14 protein-coding genes are annotated in these 16,783 nt (G+C 42.1%); 12 read left to right on the forward strand and 2 right to left on the reverse strand.

Annotated features, from left to right (window positions below; all coding sequences use genetic code 11):
* Window positions 1-352 precede the first annotated feature (352 nt).
* Window positions 353-2,317 carry a M1 family metallopeptidase gene (locus QWZ01_RS01525; RefSeq protein WP_290321447.1) on the forward strand — a complete coding sequence of 655 codons (1,965 nt, stop codon included), beginning with the start codon at window positions 353-355 and terminating at the stop codon, window positions 2,315-2,317.
* Here the strand turns inward: QWZ01_RS01525 and QWZ01_RS01530 are convergent.
* Window positions 2,314-3,567 carry a DUF4097 family beta strand repeat-containing protein gene (locus QWZ01_RS01530; RefSeq protein ID WP_290321448.1) on the reverse strand — a complete coding sequence of 418 codons (1,254 nt, stop codon included), beginning with the start codon at window positions 3,565-3,567 and terminating at the stop codon, window positions 2,314-2,316. The two genes, QWZ01_RS01525 and QWZ01_RS01530, sit on opposite strands and share 4 nt — an antisense overlap.
* 138 nt (window positions 3,568-3,705) lie before the next feature.
* On the opposite strand from QWZ01_RS01530, the gene QWZ01_RS01535 reads away from it, so the two are divergent.
* The 5 genes from QWZ01_RS01535 (at window position 3,706) to QWZ01_RS01555 (ending at window position 10,728) form a co-directional block, all read left to right on the forward strand.
* The gene (locus QWZ01_RS01535) at window positions 3,706-5,532 is read left to right on the forward strand and encodes a right-handed parallel beta-helix repeat-containing protein (protein WP_290321449.1); all 1,827 of its coding nucleotides are present in this window, start codon (window positions 3,706-3,708) and stop codon (window positions 5,530-5,532) included.
* 409 nt (window positions 5,533-5,941) lie between these two features.
* On the forward strand, window positions 5,942-7,135 hold the full coding sequence (fabV, locus tag QWZ01_RS01540) for an enoyl-ACP reductase FabV (protein WP_290321450.1): 1,194 nt from the start codon (window positions 5,942-5,944) through the stop codon (window positions 7,133-7,135).
* A 247-nt stretch (window positions 7,136-7,382) separates the two neighbouring features.
* Window positions 7,383-9,680, forward strand: a complete 2,298-nt coding sequence (locus QWZ01_RS01545; protein WP_290321451.1) for an ATP-dependent helicase — start codon at window positions 7,383-7,385, stop codon at window positions 9,678-9,680.
* Window positions 9,681-9,825: 145 nt separating this feature from the next.
* Window positions 9,826-10,194 carry a helix-turn-helix domain-containing protein gene (locus tag QWZ01_RS01550; RefSeq protein ID WP_290322076.1) on the forward strand — a complete coding sequence of 123 codons (369 nt, stop codon included), beginning with the start codon at window positions 9,826-9,828 and terminating at the stop codon, window positions 10,192-10,194.
* Window positions 10,195-10,425: 231 nt separating this feature from the next.
* Window positions 10,426-10,728, forward strand: a complete 303-nt coding sequence (locus QWZ01_RS01555) for a hypothetical protein (RefSeq protein WP_290321452.1) — start codon at window positions 10,426-10,428, stop codon at window positions 10,726-10,728.
* Between the two features lie 15 nt (window positions 10,729-10,743).
* Here the strand turns inward: QWZ01_RS01555 and QWZ01_RS01560 are convergent, their stop codons facing one another.
* Entirely contained in the window at window positions 10,744-12,198 is a 1,455-nt protein-coding gene (locus tag QWZ01_RS01560; protein ID WP_290321453.1) for a tetratricopeptide repeat protein, read from the reverse strand.
* 578 nt (window positions 12,199-12,776) lie between these two features.
* On the opposite strand from QWZ01_RS01560, the gene QWZ01_RS01565 reads away from it, so the two are divergent.
* The 6 genes from QWZ01_RS01565 (at window position 12,777) to QWZ01_RS01590 (ending at window position 16,750) form a co-directional block, all read left to right on the forward strand.
* On the forward strand, window positions 12,777-12,920 hold the full coding sequence (locus tag QWZ01_RS01565) for a hypothetical protein (protein ID WP_290321454.1): 144 nt from the start codon (window positions 12,777-12,779) through the stop codon (window positions 12,918-12,920).
* Window positions 12,921-12,970: 50 nt separating this feature from the next.
* Window positions 12,971-13,114 carry a hypothetical protein gene (locus QWZ01_RS01570; protein ID WP_290321455.1) on the forward strand — a complete coding sequence of 48 codons (144 nt, stop codon included), beginning with the start codon at window positions 12,971-12,973 and terminating at the stop codon, window positions 13,112-13,114.
* Window positions 13,115-13,157: 43 nt separating this feature from the next.
* Entirely contained in the window at window positions 13,158-13,298 is a 141-nt protein-coding gene (locus tag QWZ01_RS01575; RefSeq protein WP_290321456.1) for a hypothetical protein, read from the forward strand.
* 68 nt (window positions 13,299-13,366) lie between these two features.
* A complete protein-coding gene (locus QWZ01_RS01580; RefSeq protein WP_290321457.1) occupies window positions 13,367-14,524 on the forward strand; it encodes a hypothetical protein in 1,158 nt (385 codons plus the stop codon).
* Between the two features lie 117 nt (window positions 14,525-14,641).
* Window positions 14,642-16,012 (forward strand): dipeptidase, encoded by a 1,371-nt coding sequence (locus tag QWZ01_RS01585; protein WP_290321458.1) that lies wholly within the window; start codon window positions 14,642-14,644, stop codon window positions 16,010-16,012.
* A 612-nt stretch (window positions 16,013-16,624) separates the two neighbouring features.
* On the forward strand, window positions 16,625-16,750 hold the full coding sequence (locus tag QWZ01_RS01590; RefSeq protein ID WP_290321459.1) for a hypothetical protein: 126 nt from the start codon (window positions 16,625-16,627) through the stop codon (window positions 16,748-16,750).
* Window positions 16,751-16,783 lie beyond the last annotated feature (33 nt).

Raw genomic sequence — 16,783 nt, forward strand, 5'->3', positions numbered from 1 at the left:
ACCCCGACAACGCTGCGCTTGTCGACCCTCTCTTCAGCTTCGCTGGAAAGAGGGTGAAAACAAGTTTGTCATTGCGAGCGTAGCGTAGCAATCGCGAACTGTATAGAGAAAACCTGCATAGTTCGCGATTGCTTCGTCGTTCCTCCTCGCAATGACAAATTTCCTTTTCATTCCCTCTTTCCGCCGCAGGCGAAGAGAGGGATGGCAAGCGAAGCGATGCCAGGGTGAGTTGTTCGGTAACATTCCCATTACCAACCGCCTTAAATTCCCTTATACGCAATCGGTTAAGCAAACAAATTACCAAACTCACAAATTATTTTGGTTTATTTGCGCCTTTATTACAAAAAATTAAATGCGCTATTTAAAACTGATCAACATTTTTAGCGCCTTTGCCTTGTTTCAGCTAACAAACCCGGCATTGGCCCAAACAACAGATACTGTAAAATATAATCACCAGGATATTTTTGGCCCCATTACCTGGCCCGTTACCGGGCAAGGCACACGCTCAAACAACGGACAACCATCACCCACCTACTGGCAAAACCGCGCCGACTACCAGATCAAAGCATCCCTTAACGAAGGCCGCGACACTACCATAACCGGCGAAGTTACCATCAACTACACCAATAACAGCCCCGATAAGCTTGATTACCTGTGGCTGCAGCTTGATCAGAACTTGTTTAAACCAGATTCGCGCGGGGCGGCTACTACCCCAATATCCGGCGACCGTTTTGATGTGCGTGGTTTTAGCCGTGGCGGTTACCATATTGGTACCGTAACCGTTACTTACAAGGGCGCAACTTATAACGTTACCCCGGTAATTACCGATGCCCGCATGCAATTGCGTTTAAACACTCCGCTTGATGGCAAAGGCGAAAAGATGCAGGTAAAGATCAATTATGATTTTGCCATTCCGTTTTATGGTGCCGACCGTATGGGCCGCAAAAAATTTAAACAAGGCTACGTTTACGAAATTGCCGAATGGTACCCGCGCATGTGCGTTTATGACGATGCCGAAGGCTGGAACACCTTGCCTTATATGGGACTGGGCGAGTTTTACTGCGAATACGGCGATTTTGACTATTACATAACCGCACCTGCCAACATGATCGTGGTTGGTTCGGGCGATCTGCAGAACCCGCAGGAGGTACTTAGCCCCGAGCAATTAAGCAGGCTGAACAAGGCCAAAGCCAGCGATAAAACCCAGATGATCATTTCAGCCGATGAGGTTGGCAAAGCTGCTACCCGTCCGTTCAAAGGCACCTTAACCTGGCACTATAAAATGGAAAACAGCCGCGATATTGCCTGGGGCGCGTCAAACGCGTTTATTTGGGATGCCGCGCAGGTAAACTTCCCCTCGGGCCGTAAAGGTGTGGCCATGTCGGCCTATCCTGTTGAAAGCTCTGGCAGCGATGCCTGGGGCCGTTCAACCGAGTACCTGAAAAACAGCATGGAAATTTACTCAAAAGCTTATTTTGAATACCCGTGGAACTCGGCCGTTAACGTATCGGGCGTGGCTTTGGGTATGGAATATCCGGGCGCCATATTTTGCCTCAGCAACCTTAAAAAAGGACAGCTTTGGGGTGATGTTACGCATGAGATAGGCCACAACTGGTTCCCGATGATCGTAGGATCAAACGAGCGCAAATACATGTGGCAGGACGAAGGCTTTAACACCTTTATTAATGAATACGCCAGCCAGCAGTTCAACAACGGCGAATATGACGACAAATCTAAACACGCCCAAACCATACTGGCCGGTTTCAGAAGAAGCAAGGACCCACTTATGACTGCTCCAGAGGCCATCGGCCTTAATGATTACGGTCAGTATTATGAAAAAACCGCTTTAGGCTTGGATATGCTGCGCAATGTAGTGCTTGGCCCCGATCGTTTTGATTACGCCTTCCGCGAATACGTAAAACACTGGGCGTTTAAACACCCGCTGCCTTATGATTTTTTCAGGGCCATGAACGATGCTGCAGGCGAAGACCTGAACTGGTTTTGGAAACCATGGTTCTTTACTACCTGGAAGCTTGACCAGGCCATCACCAATGTTAAATATATTGATGATAACGCTGCTAAGGGAGCATTGATCACTTTGACCAACAACGAGAAAATGGCCATGCCTGTCGATCTGAAAATTACCCAGGCCAACGGCACTACCGAAACCCTGCATCTGCCCGTAAACGTATGGCAGCGCGGTGGTGTGTGGACATTTAAATACCCAAGCACATCAACCATCAAAAGCATTGTGATCGACCCTGATCATCAATTACCAGATGTTGATCTCAGAAATAACGCTTATTACGGTAACTAATCATTATTCAAATTGATATTACGATAGCGGTGGAGATTTTCTTCATCGCTATTTTTTTTGACTGTACCAGCTATTTTAAATTCGATAAACCTAATGGACCCAAAGTTGGCTTTGATTGTGATCAGCTTTTGAGAGCTGCCTTTACCCAGGCTGCCTGTGTAGGTTTTGGTTGAATTTTTATCATCCTTAACGGATGCATCATTCATGTGGTTCATATTAACCTTCGCATTGTCATAACTAAAACTTCCGTAGTTAGTGGTAATATCAAAATTGGCATTCTCGTTATCGGCCGTGGTTAATTTTAAGGTGGAATACGCTGAGTTGATATCCAGGCTTTTTAAGCCTTTATCGAGTCCGTTAATTTGTACATCGCCGCAAAATTTAGCCTTGATATTTCCTGAAGTATGTATCCTGCCTATTTTGGATGAACCGTAGCTGATACTCAGGTTCAGTTTATCACTTTCCAATAAATTAAGCTTGCCATAAGCCACATCCAAAATACTTCCGCAAAGATTTTCAATATCGGCGCTGCCGTATCGCACCTTAATATCATTAAGTGTGTTTGACAATCTGCCTGCTTTCAGGTTACCATAAAAATTAGTGATGCTAAGTTTACCATCCAGATTAGGTAATATGGTATTGCCATAACGGTTATTTACCACCAGGGCATTTTTCGCGGGCATGTATACCATATAATTTACCTCAATTTTTTTTATGCGGCTTTTACCATCACCCTGCCAAAGCTCGGTGCCTTTACCGCTGTCATCGCCAATTAAAGTTTTAAACGACACCAAAGCATCAGTCTTATGGCCGGTTATATTAATTATATCCAAAAATTGTTGGGCGTCGGTTTCATTATCAGCATAAATTTTCATCTGCACCTCTACCTTAAACTCAGGCTTGTTCCAGGTGTTTACAGTGATACGGCCAAAGGAGTTATCTATTTTAAGTTCTCCACTGGCATCCGTCGGGTAGGTTTTGCTGTACGTTTTGGTCTTTAGTTTTACCTCGCCGCTTTCAAGCCTGCTTTCCATATCACTATTTTCCCCATCCATATCAAAATGTTTTGACATCGGAAAATCAGGGATAAGCATGGGCATCAGTACATCGGCAAGGGTATCCAGGCTTTTACCCGGCCGGCCGTTTGCATCTCCGTTATCTGTATCTGATGTTGCCTGAGCAAACAGGTTGCTTGCTGTAAATAACAGCCCCATTAATAATAAGGTTAGCGCTGATGATTTTACTTTCATGGTATAGGTTTATTTAAATTATTAATACGGATAGTCATTTGTTTCAACAGCAAATGACAACGCATTTTTCACCATGTTGCAGCAAATTAAAATAATAAATAAGGCTTAGCCATTTTTTTTATACTTTCCTTGCAAATTATGAAAAGATACAGTTTGATGCTGTTTGCCGCCCTCCTATGCGGAAACTTCAGGACATGGGCACAGGTGAGCAAAGCTTTTTACCCGGCTAATCGCAGCCTATCGCCCGGTAAAATGGTTTATTATATTGACCCGGTAAAAGGCGACGATAAAAATACAGGCGCCAATAGTCAGCATCCCTGGAAAACTTTCAAAGGCATCAACAGCCGCACCCTTTCACCCGGCGACAAGATCAACGTACTGCCTGGTGATTTCCACCAATCGTTAACGCTTAACGGCCGTGGCAACAGCAAGGCTCCTGTTATCCTGAACTTTGCGCCCGGTACTTATCACTTTTTTCCGGATGGTGCTTTTAAAAAGCAGTTCCACATTACCAATACCAATGATGTGTCTTATGGCCTCAAGGCCGTTGCTTTATATATTAATAATAGCAGTTTTGTAACGGTGAAAGCCAGCGGAGCTAAAATGCTGATGCACGGCAAAATGATAGAAACCTGCGTAGACCACAGCCAAAACATCAGCATCAGCGGTATTACTTATGATTATTACCGCCCTACCGTTTCTGAGTTACAGGTAACCAACACCGGCGATCATTTTGCCGACCTCCAGATCCACCCCGATTCAAAATACAGTATTACCGATAGCCTGCTTACCTGGCAGGGCGAAGGCTGGAGCTACAAATCTATCGACCTATGGCAGGTACTCGACCCAAAAACCGGCGACCTTCACCGTACCGATATTGCCATGGCCGGTATTAAATATGCTCAAACGGCACCTAATACTGTGCGCGCTTACTTTGCACAAAACCCCGGCTTTAAAACCGGCCTCATTTACCAAAACCGCGATGTTACCCGCGATTGTGCTGGTATTTTTATGCGCAACAGCAAATACATCAGCCTTAAAAACATTAACATTTATTTCATGCATGGCATGGGCGTGGTAAGCCAGTTTTGCCAAAACATCAGCATGGATAAGGTAAGTGTGAGGCCCGAAGCCGGTTCTGGCAAAACCTGCGCCGCCTGGGCCGATATCCTCCATTTTTCGGCTTGCCGCGGGCTGATCGTGATCAGCAACTCTTATTTATCGGGTGCCAATGACGATGCCATCAACATTCACGGCACTTATTTGCGTATCATTAATTCGCCCAAGCCTAACCAGGTTCTGGTGCGTTTTATGCACAACCAAACTTATGGTTTTGATGCTTTTAATAAAGGCGATAGCGTGGCCTTTATTCACCCGGAAACTTTGCATCAATACAGCGACAATGTAATACTGGCCACCAAAAAGATAAACGATAAGGATTTCCTGCTTACATTGAAACAACCCCTTCCCAAAGGTATTAGCCCGCTTGATGTACTGGAAAACACAACCTGGACACCACAGGTTTGGATCCACCATGATACCATTGCCAAAATACCTACACGCGGTGTGCTGGTTACCTCGCGCAGAAAGATGGTTATAGAGAATTGCATTTTTCAACACCCTCATCAAAGTGGCATATCGGTAGCCAATGACGCTGCCAACTGGTACGAATCGGGTATGGTGCGTGATCTTACCATCCGCAATAATCATTTTATAGATTGCGGTGAACCGGCCATCATATTCTGCCCTGAAAACACCCGCTCGGCCGGGCCTGTACATCAGCATATAACAATTACTAATAACCGGTTTAGCTTACAGGGAGTACAGGTGCTTTCGGCAAAAAGTACGGCCAATATTAAATTCGTCGGCAATACCATCAAAACTGAAAAACCCGCAGATATAAAGGAGATGATCGTTTTAAAAGATTGCCCGGGGATTGAGATTGCGGGGAATAGGGTTGAGTAGAGACTCACCCCGCCTGCGCTCCGCTGGGCGACCCTCTCTTCGCCTTTGGCGTAAAGAGGGTGAGGAATTTTTCCAGAGTGCGTTGTTTTTGTTACTTCATCCATTTTTCCGTCCCATTCGCTGTCGCAAGCGTCCCGCTTGTGGTATCCTCTTTTGGGCAATAACAAAACAATGCTAATCATAATGACCACAAGCGGGACGCTTACTGTAGCGGCAGTGATAAGTTCTTTTTGCCCTCTTTTCAGCGAAGCTGAAGAGAGGGCCGACAAGCGTAGCGACGTCGGGGTGAGTCTATCCCAGCAATAGTTCATGCACAGCCTAAAGCAACCTTTCTCCCTCCTTCAAAACTTTTTGAAATATTTTCAGAAAACTTTCCTTATATATGCCCCGAATAACCAATTTTGCATTTATGATCATTGAACCCAAAATACGCGGCTTTATTTGTTTAACTACACATCCAAAAGGCTGCGAGCAAAACGTAATCAATCAAATCAACTACGTTAAATCAAAACCAGCCGTTAACGGCACTAAAAAAGCGCTCATCATTGGCGCATCTACCGGTTTTGGTTTGTCATCACGTATCACCAGCGCATTTGAATCGGGCGCGGCAACTATAGGTGTTTATTTTGAAAAACCACCTGCGCCGGGCAAACCCGGATCGGCCGGATGGTACAACACCGCCGCTTTTGAGAAACAGGCACAGGAAGCTGGTCTATACGCCAAAAGCATCAACGGCGATGCGTTTTCTGACGAAGTAAAACAAAAAACCATCGATCTTATTAAAGCCGACTTAGGCCAGGTTGACCTGGTAATATACAGCCTGGCATCGCCACGCAGAACAAACCCTAAAACCGGTATTACACATAGTTCTGTGCTGAAACCTATTGGTGAGGTTTTCACTGACAAAACAGTTGATTTTCATACTGGCGTGGTTTCTGAGGTTTCCATCAACCCTGCCAATGAGGAAGAAATTGCCAATACCGTTGCCGTTATGGGCGGCGAGGACTGGCAGTTTTGGATAGACGACCTGAAAGCCGCCGGTGTACTCGCCGATGGAGCCATCACCATTGCTTATTCCTACATTGGCCCTAAGGTAACCGAAAAAGTTTACAGCAAAGGCACTATTGGCCGCGCAAAGGATCACCTAAGTGCAACCGCCAAATTAATTAATGATAAACTGAAGGATATTAACGGCAAAGCGCTTATTTCGGTAAACAAAGCTCTGGTGACGCAAGCAAGCTCGGCCATTCCGGTTATTCCGCTATATATTTCGTTGCTGTATAAAGTAATGAAGGCCGAAGGTACCCATGAGGGTTGCATTGAGCAAATACAACGTTTATTTGAGCAACGCCTGTACACCGGCGGTACTATACCTACCGATGCGGAAGGCAGAATACGTATAGACGACTGGGAACTGAACCCAGAAGTACAAGCAAAAGTGGCCGACCTGTGGACTAAAGCAACCACAGAAACCCTGCCTGAACTTGGCGACCTTAAAGGTTATAAAACCGACTTCCTAAACCTGTTTGGTTTTGACGTACCGGGCATAAACTACCAGGAAGATGTTAATGAAATAGTAGCTATACCTGGTTTGGTAAGCTAATATTACCACGCATACAGATTTAATACACAGATTTACGAAGTTTTTAAAACTTCGTAAATCTTACTAAGTGATCTCTTCCCGCATTGAGATAAAATCTCTGAATCCTATAATTCGTTTAATCGAGAATACAGACAATTCCCGCTCCTCTCCCAATTGTTGATATTTTTATTCACACCTTTATCAATCTTACTTCCCCCTTTCAGCTCAAAACCTTAATTTCGCTGTTTCAAGAAAAGAGGAACAGATTTTGGATTATTTACAGGGTTTAAACCCCGAACAAAGGGCAGCGGTTGAACAAACCGAAGGGCCGGTAATGATCATTGCCGGTGCCGGATCAGGCAAAACAAGGGTTATTACTTATAGGGTAGCTCACCTTGTACATAAAGGTGTTGATTCCTTTAACATCCTGGTGTTAACCTTTACCAATAAGGCCGCGCGCGAAATGCGCGAGCGTATTACCCATGTGGTAGGTTCTGAGGCTAAAAATATATGGATGGGTACCTTCCACTCGGTTTTCGCGAAAATACTGAGGGTTGAGGCCGAAAAAATTGGCTACCCAAGCAATTTTACTATTTATGATACCGACGATAGTAAGAGTGTACTCCGCGCCATTTTAAAAGAATTGAACCTTGACGATAAGCTGTACAATGTAAACTTTGTGCTCAACCGCATATCGGCATCAAAAAACAACCTGATCTCCTGGCAGGAATATAACAAGAACGAGCAGATACAGGCCGACGATTTTTCGAGCGGCCGCGGTCAATTGGGTAAAATTTACGAAATGTATGCCACCCGTTGCTACCGTGCCGGAGCCATGGATTTTGACGACCTGTTGTATAAAACCAACGAACTGTTAAAGCTGCATCCTGACGTGCTAAACAAATACCAGCACAAGTTTAAATACCTGATGGTGGATGAGTATCAGGATACCAACTTTTCGCAATATCTTATTGTAAAAAAACTGGCGGCCGTTAACGAAAACCTTTGTGTTGTGGGTGATGATGCCCAGAGTATCTATGCTTTCCGCGGCGCCAATATCCAGAATATCCTCAACTTTGAAAAGGATTACCCCGATTTGAAGGTGTTTAAACTGGAGCAAAACTACCGCTCAACCCAAAATATTGTGCATGTTGCCAACAGCATCATCAGCAATAATAAGGAGCAGCTTAAAAAGAACGTTTTTTCTGAAAAGGAAGCTGGGGATAAAATAAAGGTGATGCGCGCCTTCAGCGATAACGAAGAAGGTAAGGTAGTGGCCGAAACCATTATGCAGGACCGCAGCCTAAAGGGCCGCAAGTGGCATGATTTTGCCATTCTGTACCGCACCAACGCTCAATCGCGCTCAATGGAGGAGGCCCTGCGTAAACTGGGTATCCCCTATAAAATTTACGGAGGTTTGTCTTTCTACCAGCGTAAGGAGATCAAGGACCTGATAGCTTATTTCAGGCTCACCTTTAACCCTAATGATGAGGAAGCATTAAAGCGTGTTATCAATTACCCGAAACGTGGAATTGGGGACACCTCTGTTGACAAGATTATTGTAAGCGCCGATCAGCACCAAATAACTCCATGGGAGGTAATTGTAGAGCCAACCAAATATTTAGAGGGTAAAATTTCGGGCGCGGTAAGCACATTTGCTACCATGATCCAGAGCTTTCAGGTGCTGGCCAAAACCAAGTCGGCCTATGAGTCGGCTTTGTATATTGCACAGCACTCGGGCCTTTTGAAAGACCTTTATGAAGATAAATCTGTAGAGGGCTTAAACCGCTACGAAAACATACAGGAGTTACTGAACGGTATCAAGGAATTTTCTGAACGTGAGGATATTGAGGAAAAAGGCCTTGATATTTTCATGCAGGATGTTGCCCTGCTTACCAATGATGATAAGGACAAAGACAAAGATGCCGATACTGTATCATTAATGACCATACACTCCAGCAAAGGTTTGGAGTTTCCGCAGGTGTATGTAGTAGGTTTAGAAGAAAACCTGTTCCCATCACAAATGTCGCTCAATTCGCGCAGTGATTTGGAGGAAGAGCGCCGTTTGTTTTACGTAGCCGTAACCCGTGCCGAAAGCAAGCTTACCATTAGCTACGCCACCTCAAGGTTTAAGTTTGGAACGCTTATTAGCTGCGAGCCAAGCCGTTTTCTGGATGAGATTGATGCCAAATACCTGGAGCTTGATTATAGCGCCAAACCATCAGCCGCTAATAATCCGTTTTTTGATGATGAGCGCAAAGCCTGGACGGGTGCGCCAAAACAAGCAGACGCGTTTTCAAAACCTAAGGCTGCAACATCGGCCCCGGTTAAAACTACTTCTATACTGGCCAAGGCACACGTACCTTCGGCCAACTTTAAACCGTCTGATACCTCAAACCTGCAGGTGGGTATGGAAGTGGAGCACGAACGCTTTGGTTTTGGCAAGGTAATAAGTCTTGAAGGTAACAAACCTGATATTAAAGCTACCATATTTTTTAAGGAAATTGGGCAAAAACAGCTGCTGTTGAAATTCGCGAAATTGTACATTATCAGCAACATAAACTAAGGGTTAAGCCTGTTTTCGTGTAATTATTTCCCCACACTTCACACTTTCCCGTTAAATTACGCAATAAATGAGCGTTTTTTAACGGGAAGAAATGATGGCATACCATTTGGATATGTTTGCTTACTTAATTGAGAGGAAACATATTATGAGCGACAGCACTAAAAAGCAAACCAATAAATCAGTAGGAAAAAATATAAGGACATTACGCCATAAACATGGATGGAGCCAGGAAGATGTAGCAAACCGTTTAGGTATATCTATCCCCGCCTTTTCAAAAATTGAAACCGGAGTAACTGATATTAATTTATCAAGACTGGAACAAATTGCCAACATCTTTGAAATTAATGTGGCTCAAATATTAGTGATCGATTCTGAAGAAATCGACCTTACTCCTTCAAACCTGAGCATTGCCCAGAAAAAACTTCTTGACCGCGAATCGGAAATTGCAAACCTGCAACGTAAGGTGATTTTACTTTATGAAGAATTGCGCAACAAAAGCATTTTAGCATTATAATAATGATAAAAATGTGTTCTGTAAACCTTACAGTTCACAATTTTACCATACATATGTATGTACAGAATGTATGTAAAGCCGTTCGCCGTAATTAAATACAGGTTAACAATATTTAATTACAGGAAATTTTATATTTTAAAATAAGATAAATAAATCAATTTTCAAATTATATCCATTTTAATCCAAAATTGGAGTAAAAATTGTGGCATATACATTTTATAATAAATGTATATGTCAAATTATCTTATATCTATTTCAAAAAACCAGGCTTTGAAAGATGGTACCATCCATGACCCTAAGAGCAAACTTAAGGTTAAGGCGTTTGACCTTGTAAAGTCGAGGTTTAAGCCGCGCCAGGGCGAAGTAAGATTTTTTGTTACCGCCGGTGATGATACCCTTGCCTTTGAAACCGAAGGCTACGACAAACACCGCCAGCTGCTGATATTGCAAATGATATCCTGGTATTGCATTTATCTGGGGCTTATTGAGGCGCAGATCCACTCATCACTTCCAAGAGCGTTTAGTCTCTATTAGTAAGGTTTCTTTTATTTATGATAAGCTGCCTGGGGTTGGTGCTTTGTGTGAGGGCGTGTGCAGCATATCGCTCATTTCAATTATTTTTTCGTCAATTTCCGATACGCATTTATCCATCATGTTGATGCATTCCTGCTGATCAACAAGGCCCTCTTTTTCAAGGTTTATCAACCCGCGCAAGGTAGCAATAGGTCCCCTGATCTGGTGCGAAAGATAGGATGAGTGTTCTGAGAGCTTTTTGTTCTTGATCTGCAAATCCTTGGTACGCTCGTCAATAATCTCTTCCAGGTGATGGTTAATACGATCGAGGTTATCTTTTTGCCTTAACACCTCCTCGTTAAGCATAGTAAGCTGCGCGTTGGTTTTTGCTTTGCGTTTAACGTTACCAAACAACAAACCGATAACAACAAGCAACAGGCCTGCAACGGTACAAACCGCCCAAAATCTTGAGCGGTCATAAGCTTGACGTTCGGCCACACGTTCATTTTCTTTAACCTGCTCCTCCTGGCGGCGCTTGGCCTCAATAAGTTTCATCTGAACCGATGTATTGAGCTTATAGGTGGTACTGTCAATACGGTATACCTCCTGCAGGTAAAACAGGGCGCGCTCAAAGTTTTTACGGTTAAACTCAAGTTCGTAAGCGGTATGTTTATAATCGTAATCAAGCTTAGGGTCTTTAACCAGCTGGGTATAAGCTATACCTTCCTTTACAATTTTTTCGGCTTCGTCGTATTTTTTCTGGCTTATATATATAGATGCGATAGTTAGGTTTACGCTGGCTACAGATTCATTAAGATCCTGGCGCTTAGCTGCTACGTTAGCTTTCAACAAAAACTCCAGCGCTTTATCATGCTGGTTTAAGCGCTGATAAACTACCCCTTTATTCAACAAACACTGAACAAGGTTTACAGAATCCTTTAGCTTTTCAAAAACAACGGTGCTTTGATCATAAAACTTAAGCGCCTGGTGCAGGCTGTTTTTGCGAATGTAAACGTTGCCCAGGTTAAGACCCAGCGAAGCTATCAGCCGCTCATCCCCTATACGGGTGGCTATATCAAGTGATTTCTTGAGGTAATCAAGCGACCGGTTATAATCATGATCTCTGAATAATATACCTATATTATTATAAACCTTGGCCTCGCCTGCCAGGTTATTAGCCTTAACAAAGTAGGTAATACCTATCAGGTAATTATCGAAAGATTGTTCGGGCTGGTCAAGATAATATCTTCCTATACCCAAAACACGATAAGCCTCACCAATACCATTATAATAATTTAACTTTTTAGCAAGGGCCAAAGCCTTGGAGGCATCGGCAACTGTTTGCTCCGGATCAATTAACCGGTTGGCAAAAGCCTGCTTGTTTAAACTAATTACAGTAGCAGTGTCACTTACCGATACATCATTAAACCCCTTTGCATATACACCGAGTGATACAAAAAAGACCAATAGAAATGTATAGGTTTTTTTCATTAAAGCACTATTACGTTCAATTTATTGTGAAAGTTATGAATTATGATGTAATATATCTAATTACAATCACAAAAAAGGTGTTAAAATTTATTTTATTTTTTTTTGTATTATATCAAAAAACATATTTATATTTGCTTCGTTAATCAATTGATACACAATAGATTAGTGAAGTATTATGACGATTTTAATAATATTTTTTAGGCATAAAGGTGGCCGTTTAAGCTGCTGAAAACAGCTTAAAAACACAAAAGGCGATTATATGTGACTATTATACTATCTGATTGATAAAAAAAAACAAAAAAATATATAAAGCGATTGATTTAAAAGATATAAAGACTATTCCTAAAGCTACTATTTTGTTTCAATAAACAATACGAATTATTACGAAGAAACTAAAATATTTTTAAAGAAACAGTTAATTATCACATTGAAAATCAACGTAAAACAGCTATAAAAGTACTTAATAATTTTTAAATACAGAGAATAAACCTACGGTCTCTCTGCAACATTGAATATTAGTTACAATATTATTACACAACAGTTAATTGAATGGAATATCAATATAAATATTAACCAACATGAAAAGAACTATTTTACTCGCCCTGCTTATAGTAAGCACCGGAGTTTTGTCATCATCATCAAAAAGCACCCCTGAAGCAGTGGTTGCAAGTTTTGGTAAAACAACAGCAGCATTTAAAAGGGATTTGGGCAGCGCCGATTAAGCACCCCCGCAAACCTCTCACAATATTAACCATATAAAATTTATATAGTCATGAAAAAAACGATCCTCTTTATCCTGGCCCTAATTTTTACAGGCGTCATTTCATCTTGCAAAAAAGAAACAACAAGGATAAATTTTGCCATGGTGCATTCATTTGCCAACGGATTTAAAAGAGATCTGGGCAGCGCCGACTGATCCTCAACACATGACTATAAAAACTAAATCAAACCACGGGAACATGAAAAAACTGATCATCATAGCAATTGCCAGCCTGAGTGTTGTAACAGTTCGCGATCAAAAAGAAAATGTAAAAGCCAACATGAGCGCCATCAACTTCACGCTGTTTGGTCCCAAAAGAGATTTAGGCAACGCAGATTAAACAACTACATCAACATAAAATTAACAACCCACAAAAATATTCATCCCCCTACTAATTAAAAAAATATCATGAAAAAGTCAACCATTATAGCAGCCTTAGCCCTAAGCACATTCCTAACCTCAGTAGTTAACATTTCAAATGCATCAACAACCGATGGCAGCAAAACAACAACAGCTGCATCTGGTCCGAAAAGAGATTTAGGTAACGGCGACGCTGTTTCTGGCCCAAAAAGAGATTTGGGTAATGGTGACTTTGCTTCTGGTCCAAAAAGAGATTTAGGTAACGGTGATTTCGCTGCCGTATCTGGTCCGAAAAGAGATTTAGGTAATGGTGATTTTGCTTCTGGTCCGAAAAGAGATTTAGGTAACGGTGACTTCGCTGCCGTGTCTGGTCCAAAAAGAGATTTAGGTAATGGTGATTTCGCATCAGGTCCGAAAAGAGATTTAGGTAACGGTGATTTCGCTGCCGTGTCTGGTCCAAAAAGAGATTTGGGTAATGGTGATTTTGCATCAGGTCCGAAAAGAGATTTAGGTAATGGTGATTTTGCTGCCGTGTCTGGTCCAAAAAGAGATTTAGGCAACGGTGATTTTGCTGCCGTGTCTGGTCCAAAAAGAGATTTAGGTAATGGTGACTTTGCTTCTGGTCCAAAAAGAGATTTAGGTAACGGTGACTTCGCTGCCGTGTCTGGTCCAAAAAGAGATTTAGGTAATGGCGATTTCGCATCAGGTCCGAAAAGAGATTTAGGTAACGGTGACTTTGCTGCCGTGTCTGGTCCAAAAAGAGATTTAGGCAATGGTGATTTCGCATCAGGTCCAAAAAGAGATTTAGGTAATGGTGATTTTGCATCAGGCCCGAAAAGAGATTTAGGTAATGGTGATTTCGCTGCCGTATCTGGTCCAAAAAGAGATTTAGGTAACGGTGACTTCGCTGCCGTGTCTGGTCCAAAAAGAGATTTAGGTAATGGTGATTTCGCATCAGGTCCGAAAAGAGATTTAGGTAACGGTGATTTCGCTGCCGTATCTGGTCCGAAAAGAGATTTAGGTAACGGTGATTTCGCTGCCGTATCTGGTCCGAAAAGAGATTTAGGTAATGGTGATTTTGCTTCTGGTCCGAAAAGAGATTTGGGTAACGGTGATTTCGCATCAGGTCCGAAAAGAGATTTGGGTAACGGTGATTTCGCATCAGGTCCGAAAAGAGATTTAGGTAACGGTGACTTTACTGCATAAGTATATATATAATATATAGGGGTTGACTAAAACAGCAAGAGGCCATGCTATTTACAGCATGGCCTCTTGCTGTTTTAAATCAATAAACATCAATATATTTGCTGCAAATTGATAACTATGCAGCATATAAAACAGTATGTAAACGATAACAAACAACGTTTACTCGACGAATTGTTTGAACTTTTGCGTTTCCCTTCGGTTAGCGCCGATCCTAAATACCAGGCAGACGTATTAAAGACTGCCGATTACGTGGCGCAGAAACTACGCGACGCTGGTGCCGATAATGTTGAGGTTTGCCCAACTGCCGGCTATCCTATAGTATATGGCGAAAAAATAATTGACCCAGCCAAACCTACGGTACTGGTTTACGGGCATTATGATGTACAACCGCCAGATCCGCTTGAACTTTGGAAAACCCCTCCCTTTGAACCTACCGTTCGCGATGGTAAAATATACGCCCGCGGTGCCTGTGATGATAAGGGTCAGTTTTATATGCATGTAAAAGCATTTGAATTGATGATGCAAACCGACACACTACCCTGCAACATCAAATTCATGATTGAGGGCGAAGAAGAGGTTGGTTCATCAAACCTGGCTATTTTTGTAAAAGAGAACAAAGCCCGGTTAAAGGCTGATGTAGTGCTGATATCCGATACCTCCATGATCAGCATGGAACACCCCTCGTTAGAAACCGGCTTGCGCGGTTTATCATATCTTGAAGTTGAAGTAACCGGCCCTAACCGCGATCTGCACTCTGGTGTATACGGCGGAGCCGTAGCTAATCCGGCTACTATCCTGGCCAAAATGATAGCTTCCCTGCATGATGAAAATAACCATATAGCTATCCCTGGCTTTTATGATGATGTTGTTGAGTTAACACCGGCCGAACGTACCGCGCTTAACAACGCGCCTTATAATGAAGAAGAATATAAGAAAGACCTGGATGTGCAGGAGCTTTGGGGCGAAAAAGGATATACCACTTTTGAGCGTACCGGCACTCGCCCTACCCTGGAGGTAAACGGCATTTGGGGCGGATACATTGGCGAAGGTGCCAAAACCGTATTGCCATCAAAGGCCAGCGCGAAAATATCTATGCGCCTGGTACCTAACCAAACCAGTGAAAAAATAACCGAACTGTTTACTAAACATTTCCTGAGTATTGCACCTAAAACCGTTAAGGTAAAGGTAACGCCACATCATGGCGGCGAGCCTGCAGTAACACCTACAGATAGTGTTGCTTATCGCGCCGCTCAAAAAGCCATCGCAGAATCATTCGGGAAAGAGCCTATACCTACACGTGGTGGCGGCAGCATCCCGATTGTAGCACTTTTTGAAGCAGAGCTGGGCCTAAAAACTGTATTGATGGGCTTTGGCCTTGACAGCGACGCGCTACATTCGCCAAACGAAAAGTATGATATCTTCAATTATTACAAAGGCATTGAAACCATCCCATTGTTTCACAAGTACTTTGCACAGCTAAGCGAGTAAAAGTGAGCAAATACGAGCAATAAACAGAGAAAAACGCTCTCCTTAAATACATAAAGGGCTTTTACACAGCAACATTGCTGTGTAAAAGCCCTTTTTTGCTATGCCAATAATTAAACTTTTATAGTTTAATTACTCCTGCCATCCTAATTTGAACATAATTTTCTTAAAAAGAAATTTTAAATCCTATAGTTGTAGTCATTTATTTTTTTTCACAAAAATAAAAAAGGCAATTATTTTAATTATATTTACTTGTATACAAGATAGTTAGTGTATAAAGTACGTTATTTACTATTTTTATTCTGTTGAAAGTAGATTGATACAAATCGGGTAATAAACAAAAATTCACAGAAGAAAACGTTTAAGTAACAACAACACGATAAATTAAAAATGGCATGTGTTAGTGTATTACATACACGTATATTATTATTAAAATAATTTTGCAATATATATAAATAAGATGCAATCATATTTATATATTCAGAAGAATGGCTATTGGTGATAAAAAAATTATTTCAATTAAAAAAAACTAAAATGACATTTTTTAACTTTCTAATTAAATGGATCAATTAAATAGAAACCCATTATTTATCACATATTAAAAGGAACACTATCATGGAAACCAAAGAAAAATCAAAGAGCGAAGCCGCCAAGGAAACCAGGGACCCCAAAGTAATTAAGGCCGAAAAACATACTCCCGCAAAAAGCGCGAGTAAGCTGAAAAGAAAACCGCTTTTATAGCATCATAGCCAGGCATTGAGTAAAATCAATGCC

It is taken from the genome of Mucilaginibacter aquaedulcis, from assembly GCF_030409325.1.
Classification (GTDB): domain Bacteria; phylum Bacteroidota; class Bacteroidia; order Sphingobacteriales; family Sphingobacteriaceae; genus Mucilaginibacter; species Mucilaginibacter aquaedulcis.